Origin of the sequence: Gordonia mangrovi (genome assembly GCF_024734075.1) — a bacterium.
GTDB lineage: Bacteria > Actinomycetota > Actinomycetes > Mycobacteriales > Mycobacteriaceae > Gordonia > Gordonia mangrovi.
Map to the genome: position 1 here is coordinate 5,340,050 of NZ_CP102850.1, position 15,390 is coordinate 5,355,439.

Annotated in this window: 19 protein-coding genes; 3 read left to right on the forward strand and 16 right to left on the reverse strand. The window is 69.5% G+C overall.

The features are described from left to right. Window positions 1-49: 49 nt before the first annotated feature. The 15 genes from trpC to nadA all read right to left on the reverse strand — a co-directional run bounded on the left by trpC (window position 50) and on the right by nadA (window position 12,619). The gene (trpC, locus tag NWF22_RS24245) at window positions 50-868 is read right to left on the reverse strand and encodes an indole-3-glycerol phosphate synthase TrpC (RefSeq protein WP_160901221.1); all 819 of its coding nucleotides are present in this window, start codon (window positions 866-868) and stop codon (window positions 50-52) included. A gap of 78 nt (window positions 869-946) precedes the next feature. Continuing rightward, a complete protein-coding gene (locus NWF22_RS24250; RefSeq protein WP_160901220.1) occupies window positions 947-1,861 on the reverse strand; it encodes a TIGR02234 family membrane protein in 915 nt (304 codons plus the stop codon). Continuing rightward, window positions 1,858-3,411 carry an anthranilate synthase component I gene (locus tag NWF22_RS24255; RefSeq protein WP_160901219.1) on the reverse strand — a complete coding sequence of 518 codons (1,554 nt, stop codon included), beginning with the start codon at window positions 3,409-3,411 and terminating at the stop codon, window positions 1,858-1,860. The genes NWF22_RS24250 and NWF22_RS24255 overlap by 4 nt, the downstream gene beginning before the upstream one ends. After that, window positions 3,408-3,587, reverse strand: coding sequence for a tautomerase family protein (locus tag NWF22_RS24260; protein WP_160901218.1), 180 nt, complete (start codon window positions 3,585-3,587; stop codon window positions 3,408-3,410). The genes NWF22_RS24255 and NWF22_RS24260 overlap by 4 nt, the downstream gene beginning before the upstream one ends. A 40-nt stretch (window positions 3,588-3,627) precedes the next feature. Continuing rightward, window positions 3,628-4,020 carry a phosphoribosyl-AMP cyclohydrolase gene (hisI, locus tag NWF22_RS24265; protein ID WP_160901217.1) on the reverse strand — a complete coding sequence of 131 codons (393 nt, stop codon included), beginning with the start codon at window positions 4,018-4,020 and terminating at the stop codon, window positions 3,628-3,630. Next, window positions 4,020-4,793 carry an imidazole glycerol phosphate synthase subunit HisF gene (gene hisF, locus NWF22_RS24270; RefSeq protein ID WP_160901216.1) on the reverse strand — a complete coding sequence of 258 codons (774 nt, stop codon included), beginning with the start codon at window positions 4,791-4,793 and terminating at the stop codon, window positions 4,020-4,022. Before hisF ends, hisI begins: the two co-directional genes overlap by 1 nt. Next, a complete protein-coding gene (locus tag NWF22_RS24275) occupies window positions 4,790-5,680 on the reverse strand; it encodes an inositol monophosphatase family protein (protein ID WP_160901215.1) in 891 nt (296 codons plus the stop codon). The genes hisF and NWF22_RS24275 overlap by 4 nt, the downstream gene beginning before the upstream one ends. Continuing rightward, window positions 5,680-6,423 (reverse strand): bifunctional 1-(5-phosphoribosyl)-5-((5-phosphoribosylamino)methylideneamino)imidazole-4-carboxamide isomerase/phosphoribosylanthranilate isomerase PriA, encoded by a 744-nt coding sequence (gene priA / locus NWF22_RS24280; RefSeq protein ID WP_160901214.1) that lies wholly within the window; start codon window positions 6,421-6,423, stop codon window positions 5,680-5,682. Before priA ends, NWF22_RS24275 begins: the two co-directional genes overlap by 1 nt. Next, window positions 6,416-6,742: a hypothetical protein gene (locus tag NWF22_RS24285; RefSeq protein ID WP_160901213.1), complete on the reverse strand. Its 327-nt coding sequence runs from the start codon at window positions 6,740-6,742 to the stop codon at window positions 6,416-6,418. Before NWF22_RS24285 ends, priA begins: the two co-directional genes overlap by 8 nt. Further along, entirely contained in the window at window positions 6,739-7,383 is a 645-nt protein-coding gene (hisH, locus tag NWF22_RS24290; RefSeq protein ID WP_160901212.1) for an imidazole glycerol phosphate synthase subunit HisH, read from the reverse strand. Before hisH ends, NWF22_RS24285 begins: the two co-directional genes overlap by 4 nt. Continuing rightward, complete coding sequence (hisB, locus tag NWF22_RS24295) at window positions 7,383-8,000, reverse strand: imidazoleglycerol-phosphate dehydratase HisB (RefSeq protein WP_160901486.1); 618 nt, start codon at window positions 7,998-8,000, stop codon at window positions 7,383-7,385. The genes hisH and hisB overlap by 1 nt, the downstream gene beginning before the upstream one ends. Before the next feature lie 5 nt (window positions 8,001-8,005). Next, window positions 8,006-9,145 (reverse strand): histidinol-phosphate transaminase, encoded by a 1,140-nt coding sequence (locus NWF22_RS24300; protein WP_160901211.1) that lies wholly within the window; start codon window positions 9,143-9,145, stop codon window positions 8,006-8,008. Continuing rightward, window positions 9,142-10,482 carry a histidinol dehydrogenase gene (gene hisD, locus NWF22_RS24305; RefSeq protein ID WP_160901210.1) on the reverse strand — a complete coding sequence of 447 codons (1,341 nt, stop codon included), beginning with the start codon at window positions 10,480-10,482 and terminating at the stop codon, window positions 9,142-9,144. The genes NWF22_RS24300 and hisD overlap by 4 nt, the downstream gene beginning before the upstream one ends. A 159-nt stretch (window positions 10,483-10,641) precedes the next feature. Next, on the reverse strand, window positions 10,642-11,556 hold the full coding sequence (gene nadC, locus NWF22_RS24310) for a carboxylating nicotinate-nucleotide diphosphorylase (RefSeq protein ID WP_160901209.1): 915 nt from the start codon (window positions 11,554-11,556) through the stop codon (window positions 10,642-10,644). Beyond that, window positions 11,549-12,619 (reverse strand): quinolinate synthase NadA, encoded by a 1,071-nt coding sequence (gene nadA, locus NWF22_RS24315; protein ID WP_160901208.1) that lies wholly within the window; start codon window positions 12,617-12,619, stop codon window positions 11,549-11,551. The genes nadC and nadA overlap by 8 nt, the downstream gene beginning before the upstream one ends. 250 nt (window positions 12,620-12,869) lie before the next feature. Here nadA and NWF22_RS24320 point away from each other — a divergent pair, with 250 nt between their 5' ends. Continuing rightward, window positions 12,870-13,448: a helix-turn-helix transcriptional regulator gene (locus NWF22_RS24320; protein WP_160901207.1), complete on the forward strand. Its 579-nt coding sequence runs from the start codon at window positions 12,870-12,872 to the stop codon at window positions 13,446-13,448. Between the two features lie 56 nt (window positions 13,449-13,504). Further along, complete coding sequence (locus NWF22_RS24325; RefSeq protein ID WP_160901206.1) at window positions 13,505-14,215, forward strand: NUDIX hydrolase; 711 nt, start codon at window positions 13,505-13,507, stop codon at window positions 14,213-14,215. A gap of 7 nt (window positions 14,216-14,222) precedes the next feature. On the opposite strand, the gene map is transcribed toward NWF22_RS24325, so the two are convergent. Next, the gene (map, locus tag NWF22_RS24330) at window positions 14,223-14,990 is read right to left on the reverse strand and encodes a type I methionyl aminopeptidase (protein WP_160901205.1); all 768 of its coding nucleotides are present in this window, start codon (window positions 14,988-14,990) and stop codon (window positions 14,223-14,225) included. A 121-nt stretch (window positions 14,991-15,111) separates the two neighbouring features. Between map and NWF22_RS24335 the strand changes: the two genes are divergently transcribed. Continuing rightward, window positions 15,112-15,384, forward strand: coding sequence for a helix-turn-helix domain-containing protein (locus tag NWF22_RS24335; protein WP_160901204.1), 273 nt, complete (start codon window positions 15,112-15,114; stop codon window positions 15,382-15,384). Window positions 15,385-15,390 lie beyond the last annotated feature (6 nt).

A 15,390-nucleotide genomic window follows, 5' to 3' on the forward strand; every position in this document is an offset into this window, starting at 1 on the left:
CGCTGGCAGGGGTTGGGGAGCAAAGATTCGCCGGAGCTGAAACCGTCTGTCAGCGAACCGGTTTCGGGCAGGAGGGATGGGTACCGGCGGTGACCAGTTCGGAGACCGCGGCGCGCGGGTCGCCGCTGGTGACCAAGCCCTCGCCCACCAACACGGCGTCTGCGCCGGCTCCGGCATAGGCCAGCAGGTCAGCGGTGCCGCGCACACCCGACTCGGCCACCCGGATGACCTGCGTGGGCAGGCCGGGAGCGATCCTGGCGAAGCAGTCACGATCGACCTCGAGGGTCTTGAGGTTGCGCGCATTGACACCGACCACCGACGCACCGGCCTCCAGTGCGCGGTCGGCCTCCTGCTCGGTGTGCACCTCCACCAGGGCGGTCATGCCGAGACTCTCGGTGCGGTCGAGCAGTGCGGCGAGCACGTTCTGTTCCAGGGCTGCCACGATGAGCAGGATGACGTCGGCGCCGTGCGCACGGGCCTCGTGGATCTGGTAGGGCCCGACTATGAAGTCCTTGCGCAGCACCGGGATGTTCACCGCGGCGCGCACGCTGTCGAGGTCGGCCAGGGACCCGCGGAAGCGTCGTTCTTCGGTGAGGACGCTGATGATGCGGGCACCACCGGCTTCGTAGGCACTCGCGAGTTCTGCGGGGTCGCCGATGGCGGCCAGATCACCCTTCGACGGGCTGGCCCGTTTGACCTCGGCGATCACGCCGATGCCCGGCTGCCGCAGCGCAGCCATCGCGTCCTTGGCGTCCGGGGCCTTGGCCGACGCCGCCTTGATCGCGGCATAGTCGGTGACGGCCTCGCGCGCGGCCACGTCGGCTCGCACTCCTTCGATGATGGAGTCGAGGACAGTTGGCGTACTCACGCGGGTGGCCCCCTTTCGGTGTTCGTGTGCTCTCAGCGTAAACCGCAGCCGGAACGGCGTTGTGATCGGGTTGGCCGATCAGCCGTGGTCCGGCCGACGGTCCTCGGCGTTGTCGGATCCGTCGTCCCCGCGGTCCTCCGAACGGTGCGGACGGTACCCGTCGCGGGGACGGTCACCGGGTGTGTCGTCGACGTCGGTGGGATCGATCCCGGTGTCCAAGGCATCCCACATCATGCGTTCGTTGGCGGGCGGTGCATCGTTACGGCCCGGGTCGGGTTCCGCCGACGACGGGGTGTCGGCACCGGGAGCAGCCCCGGCCGCGGGACCATCGGGGTGGTGCTTGCGCTGCTCGTGCTCGGCGAAGATCTGCCGTTCCAGTTCCTCCCGACGAGCGCCGGGCGTCCGGTATTTCGACGACATCCCGGTCGCCCCGCCGGCGACCCGGATCAGCAACACCCCGGCCAGGACCGCGCACAGCGAGCCCACGAGGACAACCGCTGCAGCCCAGTCGACGGTGGTGATCAACAGCACCTGGAAGCGCCCGGGGATGTCGGCGGCGCTCGAGGCGTAGTCGGAATCGGCGCCGCCGGTGATCAGCGACAGCGCCGGGATCGCCGACAGCACACCGGCAACCGCCACCAGGATCGCGATCACCCGCAGACCCCAACCACGCAGCGAGAACGCGGCGAGGATCGCGGCCAGCAACACCAGCGCCAGCGGGGTCAGCCACGGACTCCAGTCCGAGCCGGTGACATCGAAGGTCCGCGGGGGCGCCAACCCGTCCGAGGCGAGTACCCGGCACCACACCAACCGCGAGGCCGACCACAGGGCCAGGGCCGACAACGCCAACAGTACGGCGGCGAGAACCTGGCGCCGACGCAGATACGCTCTGCTCGCCACCGCCGGGTCCAGGCGCGAGAGCGGCGAACCGGTCGGCGACTCGGCGGCGGAGCGGGGTCGATCAGGGTCGTCGGTCGGTTCCGGGCCGGTCATCGCGAGACCGTCTCGTCGCCGGGTCCGACCCGCTCCATGGTGGCGGCGGCTGCCACCGCATTGAGGACGGCGGAGGCTTTGTTGCGTGCCTCGTTGTACTCGTATTCGGGTTCGCTGTCGGCGACCACGCCTCCGCCGGCCTGCACAAACGCCCGGCCGTCGGCCATCAGGGCGGTGCGGATGGCGATCGCGGTGTCCGCGTCACCGGCGAAGTCGAGGTAGCCGACGATACCGCCGTAGAGGCCGCGGCGGGTCAGTTCGTGTTCGTCGATGAGTTCCATCGCGCGGACCTTGGGGGCACCGGTGAGGGTGCCGGCGGGAAAGCATGCGGTGACGGCGTCGAGTGCGTGCTGGTCATCGCGCAGTTCACCCGAGACCGTCGAGACCAGGTGCATGACGTGGCTGTAGCGCTCGACGTGACGGTAGTCGCTGACCTTGACCGTGCCCGGGCGGCACACGCGGCCGAGGTCGTTGCGACCCAGGTCGACGAGCATGAGGTGCTCGGCGTTCTCCTTCTCGTCCTCCACCAGGCCCTTGGCGAGTAGTTGGTCTTCTTCCTCGGTGGCGCCCCGCCACCGGGTGCCGGCGATCGGGTGGGTGGTGGCGATCCGATCCTGCACCGTGACCAGGGCCTCCGGACTGCTGCCGACGATGGTGAACGGTCCGCCACCGACGGGTCCGCTGCCGAGCGCGCCGGGCATCCGCAGCAGATACATGTAGGGGCTGGGATTGGATGCCCGCAGCACGCGGTACACGTCGATCGGGTCGGCATCGGTGGCCATCTCGAAGCGCTGGGATGGGACGATCTGGAACGCCTCGCCCGCCTCGATCTCGCCGACGAGGTCGGTGACGATCTTGCTGTATTCGGCGAGGGTGCGCTGGGCGGCGTACTCGGGGGTGGGCCGGTCGTAGTGGGACACGGTCGAGGAGGCCGGAGCGGCGAGCGCCGCGGTCATCCGGTCGAGCCGGGCAACCGCATCGGCGTAGGCCTCGCGGACCCGGTCGTCGGACCCGTCCCAGTTCACCGCGTTGGCGATCAGCGTGATGGTGCCCTCGTGGTGATCGACGGCGGCGAGGTCGGTGGCCAGCAGCATCATCATGTCCGGCAGGCCGAGGTCGTCGACGGTGGTCTCGGGTAGGCGTTCGAGCCGCCGCACCATGTCGTAGGCGAAGAAGCCGACAAAGCCCCCGGTGAGCGGCGGCATGTCGGGGAACCGGTCGGTGGCCAGCAGGCGCAACGATTCCGCGAGCACCGCCAGCGGATCCCCGCCCTCGGGTGCGCCGTTGGGCACCTCACCCCACCACCGTGCCTCGCCGTCGACGACGGTGAGCGCCGACGGTGACCGCACCCCGATGAACGACCAGCGCGACCAGGAACGCCCGTTCTCCGCCGACTCGAGCAGGAACGTCCCCTCGCGATCTCCGGCGAGTTTGCGGTAGGCCGACAGCGGGGTCTCGGAGTCGGCGAGCACCTTGCGGGTCACCGGCACCACCCGATGGTCGGCGGCCAGATCCAGGAATTCCTCCAGGCTGGTGGTGGCGGCGCTCATCCCAGCGGCTCGCCGCCGACGCCCCACTGCTGGCGGGGTACCTCGGTGATGGTCACCCACACCGAGTCGGGGTTCTTGCCGGTCGCCTTGGCGTAGGCGTCGGTCACCGCCGCGATGGTCTCGCGCTTGATCCGGTCGGACAGGCCCGGGGTCTGCGAGATCTGGATCAGTGGCATGTACGCCGTCACCGCCTTTCTGGTGGAGGACAGGGCTGGTTCATTGTCCCGCGCCGGTGGCCGACGGCCCGCCGGGCGGGGTGGGTTCCTCGGTCGCCGACAGCAGCGACGGTGTGTCGAAGCAGCTGTGGTTGCCGGTATGGCACGCGGCGCCGACCTGATCGACGACGAGCAACACGGTGTCGCCGTCGCAGTCGAGTCGCACGTCGTGCACGTACTGGGTGTGCCCGCTGGTCTCACCCTTGACCCAGTACTGCCGGCGCGAACGGGAATAGTAGGTGGCCCGCCGGGTGGTCAGGGTCTGTTCGAGCGCGGCGTCGTCCATCCACGCCATCATCAGTACGGTGCCGGTGTCGCGTTCCTGGGCGATCGCGGCGAACAGACCGTCGTCGTTGCGCTTGAGTCGTGCCGCGAGGTCGGGGTCGAGGGCCATCACCGCACCGTGATCCCCTCGGTGGCCATCGCCGCCTTGACCTCACCGATGGTGAGTTCACCGAAGTGGAAGACCGAGGCGGCCAGCACCGCATCGGCTCCCGCCTGCACCGCGGGGGCGAAGTCGGCGACGGCGCCGGCACCCCCGCTGGCGATCACCGGCACCTTGACGGCGGCCCGGACCGCGGCGAGCATCCGCAGGTCGAATCCCCTTTTGGTGCCGTCGGCGTCCATCGAGTTGAGCAGGATCTCCCCCACTCCGAGATCCTGGCCTCGCTGCGCCCACTCGACGGCGTCGATCCCGGTGCCTTGGCGGCCGCCGTGGGTGGTGACCTCCCAGCCCGAGGGCGTCGGCCTCTCACCCGCCGGGACCGTCCGGGCATCCACCGACAGCACGATGCACTGCGAGCCGTATCGGCGGCTCATCTCGCCGAGCACCTCGGGCCGGGCGATGGCCGCGGTGTTGACGCTGACCTTGTCGGCGCCGGCCCGCAACATCGCGTCGACATCGTCGACGGTGCGGATGCCACCACCGACGGTGAGCGGGATGAAGATCTGGTCGGCGGTGCGCTTGACGACGTCGATCATGGTGGCGCGACCGGAACTCGAGGCGGTGACGTCGAGGAAGGTGAGTTCGTCGGCCCCCTCCTTGTCGTAGCGAGCGGCCAGTTCGACCGGATCGCCCGCGTCGCGCAGGTTCTGGAAGTTGACGCCCTTGACGACCCGACCGTCGTCCACGTCGAGGCACGGGATCACGCGGATCGCGACGGTCATGAGGCACCTCCGGATGTGTCGGTTCGGGCTGAGGTCGGCACGGCACCCCATTCGTCGCCGACGACCTCGTCGATGACGGCCATCAGTTCGGCGTGCAGGCCCGGCGCGGCGCAGACCAGCGACGGTGATGCTGCGTTCCATGCCGCCCCGCTGAGATCGGTGGCGATGCCACCGGCAGCGCGGACCAGAGCTGCGCCGGCGGCGTTGTCCCAGGCATGACGTCCGAAGGCGATCGCACCGCCGAAGACACCGGCGGCGGTGTAGGCCATGTCCACACCGGTGCTGCCGGTCATCCGCAGTCGCGACACCCGGGAGCTGAGCGCACTCAACACGTCGGCACGACGGGCCCCCGGGTAGCGGCCGTGCCCGGCGACGTTGAACGGGCCGTAGGAGACCACCGACGTGCTCAGGTCGATCGGCTCCAGTGGCGCGACCGGGCGGCCGTCGATGTACAGCGGGCCGTCGACGTGACCGGCGTAGCGTCGCCCGACCAGCGGCAGCCAGGTCAGTCCGAGCACGGGTTCGCCGTCGACGAGCAGCCCGAGCAGGATGCCGGTCAGCGGCATCCCGGACGAGTAGTTGTACGTGCCGTCCACCGGGTCGAGCACCCAGACGGTGTCCTCGGTGACCGGCGGCCCGCCGAACTCCTCGCCGTGCACCGGGATGCCGGTGCGTTCGGTGAGGTCGGCGACGATCCGGCGTTCCAGGTCGAGGTCGACCTGGGTGGCGAAGTCGGTGGCCCCCTTCTCGACGGCGCTCGGCGCCCCCAGGCCGGCGACGAAGTCGTCGACCACCGAGTCGAGGATCTGGCCTGCGATGTCGAGCAGGGCCCCATGGTCTGTCACGGTGCGAGCCTGCCCACTGTCATCTGTCACGCTGTCATCCATCACGCCTGGGCGACGGCGGCCAGTGCGTCGGGCAGGGTGAATCGACCGGCGTACAGAGCCTTGCCGACGATCGCGCCCTCCACGCCCCGATCGACCAGACCCGAGATCGCGACCAGGTCGTCGAGCGCGGACACCCCGCCGGAGGCGACGATGGGCGCGGCGGTGGCCGCGGCGACCTCGGCGAGCAGTTCGAGGTTCGGACCACCCAGGGTGCCGTCCTTCGACACGTCCGTGACGACGTAGCGGGCGCAGCCGTCACGGTCCAGGCGCGTCAGCACCTCCCAGAGGTCGCCGCCGTCGGTCACCCAACCTCGCCCACGCAGGCGGTAGGAGTCACCGTCCCGGATGACGTCGAGGCCGACCGCGATGCGGTCGCCATGACGGTCGATGGCGCGGGCACACCAGTCCGGGTTCTCCAGCGCGGCGGTGCCGAGGTTCACCCGCGCGCAGCCGGTGGCCAACGCCGCATCCAGCGAGTCGTCGTCGCGGATGCCACCGGAGAGTTCGACCTTGACGTCGAGTTCGGCGACGACCCCGGCCAGCAGGTCCCGGTTGTTGCCCCGGCCGAAGGCGGCGTCGAGGTCGACCAGATGGATCCACTCGGCTCCGTCGGTCTGCCAGGCCAGTGCGGCGTCCCTCGGCGACCCGTAGGACGTCTCGGTGCCCGCGGCGCCTTGCACGAGGCGGACGGCCTGGCCGTCGGCGACGTCGACGGCCGGGAGGAGTTCAAGGGTCTTACCCATCGGAGGTGGGGTTCCTGTCTGTCGGTTCGGTAGGGCCCTGGTTGGGCGGGAATTGGGGTGGGTGGGCGGACTGCTGTTCGGCGGCTGCGCGGGCCGCGAGGATCTCACGTTCGGCGGTCGCGATGATCCGGCGAGACACCGTACCGATAGCCGCGATCATCGCCAACACGGCGATCAGCGCGACGACCAGTCCGGCGATGGGCGACCACTGGGCGATGAGCAGGATGATCGGGATCGACACCAGCAGCACGATCACCCCGGCGCCCAGCGAATACAGCACCAGCTTGCCGAAGGAGAAGTGTGTGTTGTCGAGCGTCATGCGAGCGATCGCACCCAGTTGCGCAGCAGGTGGGCGCCGGCATCGCCGGATTTCTCCGGATGGAACTGGGTGGCCGACAATGCGCCGTTCTCGACCGCGGCGAGAAATGGGCCGCCGTGGTGCGCCCAGGTCAGTTTCGGTGCGGCCAGCGGGGTGCCCTCGTTGTCCATCTCCCAGCTCTGCGCGGCGTAGGAGTGCACGAAGTAGAACCGTGCGTCGGAGTCGAGCCCGTCGAACAGGACCGAGTCGGCCGGCGCATCGACGGTGTTCCACCCCATGTGCGGGAGGACCGGGGCGGGTAGTCGGCTGACCGTGCCGGGCCATTCCCCACAGCCGTCGGCCTCAACGCCGAACTCGACACCGCGCTCGAAGAGGATCTGCATGCCGACGCAGATGCCGAGCACGGGCCGTCCGCCGGCCAGACGCTGGTCGATGATCCAGTCGCCCTTGACCTCGGTGAGGCCTTCCATACACGCGGCGAAGGCACCCACGCCGGGCACCACGAGGCCGTCGCAGTCGATGGCGGCGTCGCGGTCGTGGGTCACCGTGACGTCGGCGCCGGCGCGTTCGAGTGCGCGTTGCGCCGAGCGCAGGTTGCCCGACCCGTAGTCGAGGATCGTCACCGCGGGGGTGCCGGTCATCACAGCGCTCCCTTCGTCGACGGCACGCCGGTCACGCGGGCGTCGTATTCGGTGGCGGCGCGCAATGCGCGGGCGACGGCCTTGAACTCGGCCTCGGTGATGTGGTGCTGGTCGCGGCCGTGGAGCACCCGCACGTGCAGGGCGATCCGCGCATTGAGCGCGATCGACTCGAACACGTGGCGATTGATCACCGTCGAGTACGGCACGCCCGGGTAGCCGCCGATGACCGCGGTCAGCAGGTGGTCGGGCTCGCCGGTGTGCACACAGTACGGGCGCCCCGAGACGTCGACGACGGCGTGCGCCAGGGTCTCGTCCATCGGGATGAAGCAGTCGCCGAAACGGCGGATGCCCTTCTTGTCGCCGAGTGCCTGACCGAGTGCCTGCCCCAGCACGATGGCGGTGTCCTCGATGGTGTGGTGGCCCTCCACCTCGACGTCGCCGGTGGCCTCCACGGTGAGGTCGAAACTGCCGTGCTGGCCGAACGCGGTCAGCATGTGGTCGAAGAACGCGATACCCGTGGACACATTGGTGATGCCGGTGCCATCGAGGTTGAGCTCGACGACGATCGACGACTCCTTGGTGGCGCGTTCGACGCGCGCGATCCGCGGTGCGGGCATGGTGGTCACTCGGTCTTCTCCAGGTCGGTTGCTGCCAGGGTGCGGCTGACGTCGAGGAATGCATCGTTCTCGGCGGCCAGCCCGATGGTGACACGCAGGTGTCCGGCGATGCCGACGTCGCGGATCAACACGCCGTCATCGAGGTACCGCTGCCAGCTGGCCGGGGCGTTCCGGAACCGGCCGAACAACAGGAAATTGGCATCGGAATCGATCACCTGATACCCGGTGGCGGTCAGATCGGCGGCCACCCGTTTGCGTTCGGCGATGATCGCGGCGACGCCGGCGAGGGTGTCGTCCCGGTGGCGCAGCGCCGCCCGCGCCGCCGCCTGCGTCAGCACCGACAGGTGATACGGCAGCCGCACGAGTTGCAGGGCGTCGACGATGGCCGGCGATGCGGCCAGATAGCCGAGGCGACCGCCGGCGAAGGCGAAGGCCTTGCTCATGGTGCGGCTGACGACGACCTTGGTCGGGAATTCGTCGATCAGCTCGACCGCACTGGGTTGTTCGGAGAACTCGCCGTAGGCCTCGTCGACGATGACGATGCCCGGCGCCGCCGCCACGATCGCGCGCAGGTCCGCGTTCGGGATCGAACCGCCGGTCGGGTTGTTGGGGGAGGTCACGAACACCACGTCGGGGCGCCGGTTGGTCACCTCGGCGATCGCATAGTCGACGTCGAGGGAGAAATCCGATGCCCGCACCGCGTGCAGCCAGGTGGTGTCGGTGCCGTCGGAGATGATCGGGTGCATCGAGTACGACGGAACGAAGCCCAGCGCGCTGCGTCCGGGCCCGCCGAAGGCCTGCAGCAGCTGCTGCAGGATCTCGTTGGAACCGTTTGCCGCCCACAGGTTCTCGACCGTGAGCCGGGTGCCGGTGACCTCGGTGAGGTACTCGGCGAGGTCGGTGCGCAGGGCCACTGCGTCGCGGTCCGGGTAGCGATGTAGTTCCGCGGCCGCGGTCCGTACCGAGTCGGCGACGTCGGCGATCAACGCCGCCGACGGCGGGTGCGGGTTCTCGTTCGTGTTGAGCACCACCGACACCTTGAGTTGCGGTGCGCCGTACGGACTCTTGCCCCGCAGGTTGCCCCGCAGCGGCAGGTCGTCGATGGTCACGCCGAGCCCGGGGACCACCGTCTGCGGAGTGCTCACGCGGGACCCCCGACGAATCGCTGTTTGATCGCGTCGCCGTGTCCGGGCAGGTCTTCCGCGTCGGCGAGGGTCACCACGTGGTCGGCGACATCGCGCAGCGCGGCCTCGTCGTAATCGATGACGTGTACACCCTTGAGGAAGGTCTGCACCGACAGCCCCGACGCGAAGCGTGCCGAACCCGACGTCGGCAGAACGTGATTGGAGCCCGCACAATAGTCGCCGAGACTCACCGGGGCGTACGGCCCGACGAAGATCGCGCCGGCGTTGTGCACCCGGTCGGCGACCGCGGCGGCGTCACGTGTCTGGATCTCGAGGTGTTCGGCGGCGTAGGCGTCGACCACGGCGAGACCGGCCTCGAGGTCGTCGACGAGCACGATGCCCGACTGCTTGCCGGACAGGGCGGTGGTGACCCGCTCGCGGTGTTTGGTCGCGGCCACCTGCTCGTCGAGGGCGGCGTCGACGGCGTCGGCGAGGTCGGCGCTGTCGGTGACGAGCACCGAGGCGGCGAGGACGTCGTGCTCGGCCTGACTGATCAGGTCGGCGGCGAGGATCCCCGCATCCGCGCTGCCGTCGGCGAGGATCGCGATCTCGGTGGGACCGGCCTCGGAGTCGATGCCCACCACGCCGCGGCAGAGTCGCTTGGCGGCGGTCACGTAGATGTTGCCCGGCCCGGTGATGAGGTCGACCGGGTCGAGGACCGACCCGGGTTCGTCGGCGGCGTCGGTGTCGGTGCCGCCGTAGGTGAGCAGGGCGACGCCTTGGGCACCGCCGACCGCCCACACCTCGCTGACGCCGAGCAACGCGCACGCCGCGAGGATCGTCGGGTGCGGCCACCCGCCGAATTCCTTCTGCGGTGGTGAGGCGATGACCAGCGAGCCGACGCCCGCCTCCTGGGCCGGGACCACATTCATGATCACCGACGACGGGTAGACGGCGTTGCCGCCCGGGACATAGAGCCCCACGCGGCGGACCGGAATCCACTTCTCGCTGACGACGCCACCCTCGACGACCTGCGTCCGGCTGGTTTCGCGGCGCTGGTCGGCGTGCACCTTGCGCGCCCGGTCGATCGATTCGCGCAGCGCGTCGGCCACCGCCGGGTCAAGCCGGTCGAGGGCGTCGGCGATCACCGCGGCGGGTACGCGCACCGACGTCGGCCGCACACCGTCGAACTTCTCACCGAACCCGAGCGCCGCATCGGTGCCCTGCTCGGCGACCGCATGCACCACCGGCGCCACCGTGTCGAGGACGGCGTTGACGTCGGTGCCCCCGCGCGGCAGCGCACGTCGCAGCTCGGCGAGCGTGGGCGCGGCTCCGCGCAGGTCGGTTCGGGCGAGCATGATCATCTCCTGTGGTGCTGGGATTTCCCATCCAGGATATGGGGTGGCGCCACCCGGTTTCGAATCCGGTCACGGGCGTCGGTGCTGGATGCGCATCCGTCACGTTCACGCGCATGTCGGGACGTGCGCGCGAACGCCGCGGCTGCGCGGATGATCCGGTCAGTTCGACGGTGTCGGCGCGGGGATGTCGAGGCCGAGGTCGAGTGCGATGACCGAATGGGTGAGCGCGCCGACGGCGAGGTAGTCGACGCCGGTACGCGCGTAGTCGGCGGCCATGTCGAGGCCCAGACCGCCGGAGCTCTCCAGTTTGGTCTGCGGCGACCGGGTGTTGCGCCGCTGCACCGCCATCTGGGTCTCCCACAGTGCGAAGTTGTCGAGCAGGACCAGTTGCGGCTCCAGCGCCAGCACCTCGTCGAGCTGTGCCAGCGAATCGACCTCGACCTCGACGGGAAGTCCGGGCGCCGCCGCCCGGACCGCGGACAGCGCAGCGCTGACCGATCCGGCCGCGGCGACGTGGTTGTCCTTGATCAGTGCCGCATCGCCGAGACCCATCCGGTGGTTGACTCCCCCACCGGCACGGACGGCGTATTTCTGCAGGTGACGCAGTCCCGGCAGGGTCTTGCGTGAGTCACGGACCTGCGCTGCGGTGCCGTCGACGGCCGCCACCCAGTGGGCGGTGGCGGTCGCGATGCCCGACAGGTGGCAGATGATGTTCAGTGCGGTACGTTCCGCGGTGAGCAGCGCACCGGTGGGTGCATGCACAGCGAGCACGACGTCGCCGGGCCCGACCCGCGTGCCGTCGACGACCGCCGAGGTGACCTCGTAGGCACCGGCCCCGATGACCTCGTCGAACACCGCCAGCACCACCGGCAGCCCCGCGATGACCCCGTCACCGCGGCTGACGATGACGGCATCGGTCACCGCGTCGGACGGCACGGTCGCGGCGGTCGTGACGTCCGGGCCGTGGCGCAGATCCTCGTCGAGAGCCGTCCGGATCAGCGTCCGTACCTCGTCGGTGATCTCCAGCCCGAGTTCGCCGACGGCATTTGCCTGTCCGACGAATGCCTCACTCACCGGTACCGGGATTCCCGATGGCGATCATCCGCTCCACGCTCTGGCGGGCGCGCTCGGCCACATCGTCGGCGACGAACACCTCGTCGCGCCCCTCGCGCAGCGACCGCAGCAGGGCGGCCGGGGTGATCATCTTCATGTACGGGCAGGACGCGCGCTCGTTGACGGCCTGGAAGTCGACACCGGGGGCAGCCTTGCGCAGCTGGTGCAGCATGCCGATCTCGGTGGCGACCAGCACCTGCTTGGCGCCGGTCTGCCGCGCGGCGTCGAGCATGCCGCCGGTGGACAGGATCTTCACCTTGTCCTCGGGGACCGCTCCTTCGCCGGCGAGATACAGCGCCGACGTCGCGCAGCCGCATTCCGGGTGGATGAACAGGTCGGCGTCGGGATGACTGTTGGCCTGGTCGGCCAGTTCGTCGCCGTTGATGCCCGCATGGACATGGCATTCACCGGCCCAGATGTGGATGTTGTCGCGCCCGGTCTCGCGCTTGACGTGCGCGCCGAGGAATTGATCCGGCAGGAACAGCACCTCGCGGTCGGGATCGATGGAGGCCACCACGTCCACCGCATTGGACGAGGTGCAGCAGATGTCGGTGAGCCCCTTCACCTCCGCGGTGGTGTTGACGTAGGAGACGACGACGGCGTCGGGGTGCTCGGCCTTCCACTCCCGGAGCTCGTCGGCGGTGATCGAGTCGGCCAGCGAACATCCGGCGCGCTCGTCGGGGATCAGTACCCGCTTCTCGGGGCTGAGGATCTTGGCGGTCTCGGCCATGAAGTGCACGCCGCAGAAGATGATCTCATCGGCGTCGACCTCGGCGGCGATGCGCGAGAGGGCCAGCGAGTCACCGACATGGTCGGCGACATCCTGGATGGCCGGCAGCTGGTAATTGTGCGCCAGGAGAGTCGCGTTGCGCGCCCGGGCGAGCCGGCGCACTTCCTCGGCCCACTCCGCGGTGGGCTCCACTCCGGTGTATCCGCCCGGACCGTCGGTCCATCGCGCATCGGTCAGCCCCGGGGTCACGGGTTCCGTATCGACCGTGGCGGGGCGATCGCTGGTGATGCTCATCTGACACTCCTCACACGTGCGGGCTCCGGGTGGCTGTTCCCGGCACCAGAGTTTTCGACTGGTGGTCGAAAACGCTATCCATCGTAACACCGGTCACAGCTGCGGCATTCCCTCCGGCTATTCGAGTAGTCGACTACGCGTTTCATCCGCTCAGGCGAAACCTAGCGTCGACGGTGTACCACTCATCCGTTCAGGTCAGGTCACAAACACCCTGGTCAGACGGGCCGTAAAGAAGATTGCGAGCAGCGTGATGACCGTTTCCCCGTCCGACGCATTGTCCACTTCGCCGCGCCCGGCCCTGCCCCCGCGGACACCGAATCCGGCGAGTCGCCGTGCCGACGCCGCCACGCAACGACGGGAGGCCGCGTTGGCCCGACTGGCCGCGCGACGGATGCCCCTCCCCGGACAGCCCGCGCAGTCCCATCCGCAACACCCCGCTACAGTGCGTCGCCCACTCGACGATCCCCGCGCACGGGGCACCATGCGCCTTGTCGGCGGCTCTGACACCACCGTCCACCGACCTGTCGCGGCCCCGGTCGCCACGCCGGCACCTACCCCGGCGCACAGGCCGGCGCAGCCGGTGTCCGAGACGGCCACCCGTCGTCGCCCCGGATTGACCGAACGCGAGATCCAGGTGATGCGGACCTGGTTGCTGACCGACTCGAAGATCGCGGTCGCCGATGAACTGTCGATCTCGATCGGCACGGTCAACACCCACCTGACCCGAATCCGCGCCAAGTACACCGCGGTGGACCGCACCGCGCGGACCAAGGCGTCCCTGGCCGCGCGCGCCATCCAGGACGGGATCATCTCGCTCGACGAGCTCTGAGCCGTCGCGGCGGCGGTCACGGGTTACCGGGGCGATGCCGCCCTACAATCGACGCCATGTCGACGCCTCCGCCGAGTTCTCCCCCGACCGGCGGGGTGTCCGTCGAGGTCGAGACATTGACCGCGGTGTTCCAGGTTCGCGAGATCGCCGCCGACGCCGATCCGGCGCTGTGCGTGCTGTTGGCCGGCAGCGGAGGCCGGTGGCGCCTACCCGGCGGCGCGGTCGCGCCCGATGCGCCGCTGGACATCAGCGCCCGGCGCGCCGTCGGCGACACCGTGGAGATCACCAGGATCGCCCATCTCGAACAGCTCGCGGTGTTCTCCGACCCCGACCGGGTTCCGGGCATCCGCACCATCGCCTCGACCTATCTCGCGCTGGTGCCCACCGATGCCCCGACCGAACTGGCGGAGGATTCCGCGTGGCACGCCGTCGACGACCTGCCCACCCTCGCCTACGACCACGATCAGATCGTGGACGCCGCGCGCCACCGACTGGCCGCGAAACTCTCCTACACCAACATCGCCTTCGCACTCGCCCCGAGCCGGTTCCCGATGTCACAGCTGTCGGAGATCTATTGTGCCGCTTTGGGTTATCCGGTGGACACCACTAACCTGCTACGCATCCTGAGCCGACGGGCCGTGGTGGTCGCCACCGGAACCGTCGGCAAGACCGGACGGTCGGGCGGTCGGCCGCCTGCGCTGTATGCCTTCGCAGACAATCGGTTACGTGTCACCGACGAGTTCGCGACGCTGCGGCCGCCGATGTGACCGACGTTCACGACGGCAGGGTCAGTACCGCCGCGGCGCCCTCGGTGACCGCGATCGTGTGCTCACTGTGCGAGGTGCGGGACCCGTCGGCCGACCGGATCGTCCAGCCGTCCGGATCGTAGACGATCCGCGACGTGGTCTGGGCCAGCCAGGGTTCCAGCGCCAGGGTGAGACCGGGGCGCAGCGGCAGCCCCGTGCCGGGGCGACCCAGGTTCGGCACATGCGGATCCTCGTGCATGGTGCGACCGAGCCCGTGCCCACCGAACTCGGTGTTGACCGGGAAGCCACGAGAGGTGCAGACCCTCCCGATCGCCGCCGAGATGTCGCCGAGCCGGTTGCCCGGGCGAGCGGCGTCGATCCCGGCGGCCAAAGCCAGCTGCGTCGTCTCGACGAGAATAGCGTCCTCGTCGCGGGCGGCACCCACGATCACGGTGCGCGCCGAGTCGGCCACCCAGCCGTCGATCGCGACGGCGATGTCCATACTCAGCACGTCGCCGTCGGCGAGTTCACAGTCATACGGAAGGCCGTGCAGCACTGCATCGTTGAGGGACAAGCAGATCACGTTGCGGAACGGCCCCCGCCCGAAGGACGGCGCGTAGTCCCAGTAGCACGACACCGCGCCGCGCCGGTGGATGAGCTCACGAGCCCGCATCTCGAGATCGAGCAGATTGACACCGGATTCGGCCCGCGCCGCCAGGTCGTCGAGCAGGTCCGCGATGAACCCACCGGTGGTTCGCATCGCGGCGATCTCCTGGCGCGACTTCAGTTCGATCACAATAGTCCTCTCGCACACCACCGTCGCCCCGGTGGCAGGTATTTAAATACCACAGTAGCGAGAAGTTTCGGTATTTTCATACCAGTCCAGCACAGCGGCCGGGCGCGGCTACTCTGGACACATGGTTCGTGCACCGTTGACCCCGACGCAGATCGCCGCGGGACGCCGTCTCGGCGCAGTGCTGCGCGAATGCCGTGGCGAACGGACGGTGGCCGACGTCGCCGAAGGTGCGGGCATCTCGCCGGAGACGCTCCGCAAGATCGAGGGCGGCCGACTGCTGACCCCGTCGTTCGCCACGGTGGTGGCGCTCGGTCGGTCACTGGAGGTGCCGGTGGAATTGCTCGCCGATGCGGTCTCCGGGGCCGAGATTCCGAGCGCCCGGACGACGGTCTGACCTCGT

What these genes read in the sequence shown, in the direction of transcription:
- NWF22_RS24325 (WP_160901206.1), top strand. Translation starts at nt 13,505, where the DNA reads ATGTCGACGCCTCCGCCGAGTTCTCCCCCGACCGGCGGGGTGTCCGTC.
- NWF22_RS24260 (WP_160901218.1), bottom strand. Translation starts at nt 3,587, where the DNA reads ATGCCACTGATCCAGATCTCGCAGACCCCGGGCCTGTCCGACCGGATC.
- NWF22_RS24335 (WP_160901204.1), top strand. Translation starts at nt 15,112, where the DNA reads ATGGTTCGTGCACCGTTGACCCCGACGCAGATCGCCGCGGGACGCCGT.
- hisH (WP_160901212.1), bottom strand. Translation starts at nt 7,383, where the DNA reads ATGACCGGCACCCCCGCGGTGACGATCCTCGACTACGGGTCGGGCAAC.
- hisI (WP_160901217.1), bottom strand. Translation starts at nt 4,020, where the DNA reads ATGGCCCTCGACCCCGACCTCGCGGCACGACTCAAGCGCAACGACGAC.
- hisB (WP_160901486.1), bottom strand. Translation starts at nt 8,000, where the DNA reads ATGCCCGCACCGCGGATCGCGCGCGTCGAACGCGCCACCAAGGAGTCG.
- NWF22_RS24275 (WP_160901215.1), bottom strand. Translation starts at nt 5,680, where the DNA reads ATGGATGACAGCGTGACAGATGACAGTGGGCAGGCTCGCACCGTGACA.
- hisF (WP_160901216.1), bottom strand. Translation starts at nt 4,793, where the DNA reads ATGACCGTCGCGATCCGCGTGATCCCGTGCCTCGACGTGGACGACGGT.
- NWF22_RS24320 (WP_160901207.1), top strand. Translation starts at nt 12,870, where the DNA reads ATGACCGTTTCCCCGTCCGACGCATTGTCCACTTCGCCGCGCCCGGCC.
- NWF22_RS24285 (WP_160901213.1), bottom strand. Translation starts at nt 6,742, where the DNA reads ATGACGCTCGACAACACACACTTCTCCTTCGGCAAGCTGGTGCTGTAT.
- NWF22_RS24250 (WP_160901220.1), bottom strand. Translation starts at nt 1,861, where the DNA reads ATGACCGGCCCGGAACCGACCGACGACCCTGATCGACCCCGCTCCGCC.
- NWF22_RS24255 (WP_160901219.1), bottom strand. Translation starts at nt 3,411, where the DNA reads ATGAGCGCCGCCACCACCAGCCTGGAGGAATTCCTGGATCTGGCCGCC.
- nadA (WP_160901208.1), bottom strand. Translation starts at nt 12,619, where the DNA reads ATGAGCATCACCAGCGATCGCCCCGCCACGGTCGATACGGAACCCGTG.
- priA (WP_160901214.1), bottom strand. Translation starts at nt 6,423, where the DNA reads ATGGGTAAGACCCTTGAACTCCTCCCGGCCGTCGACGTCGCCGACGGC.
- hisD (WP_160901210.1), bottom strand. Translation starts at nt 10,482, where the DNA reads ATGCTCGCCCGAACCGACCTGCGCGGAGCCGCGCCCACGCTCGCCGAG.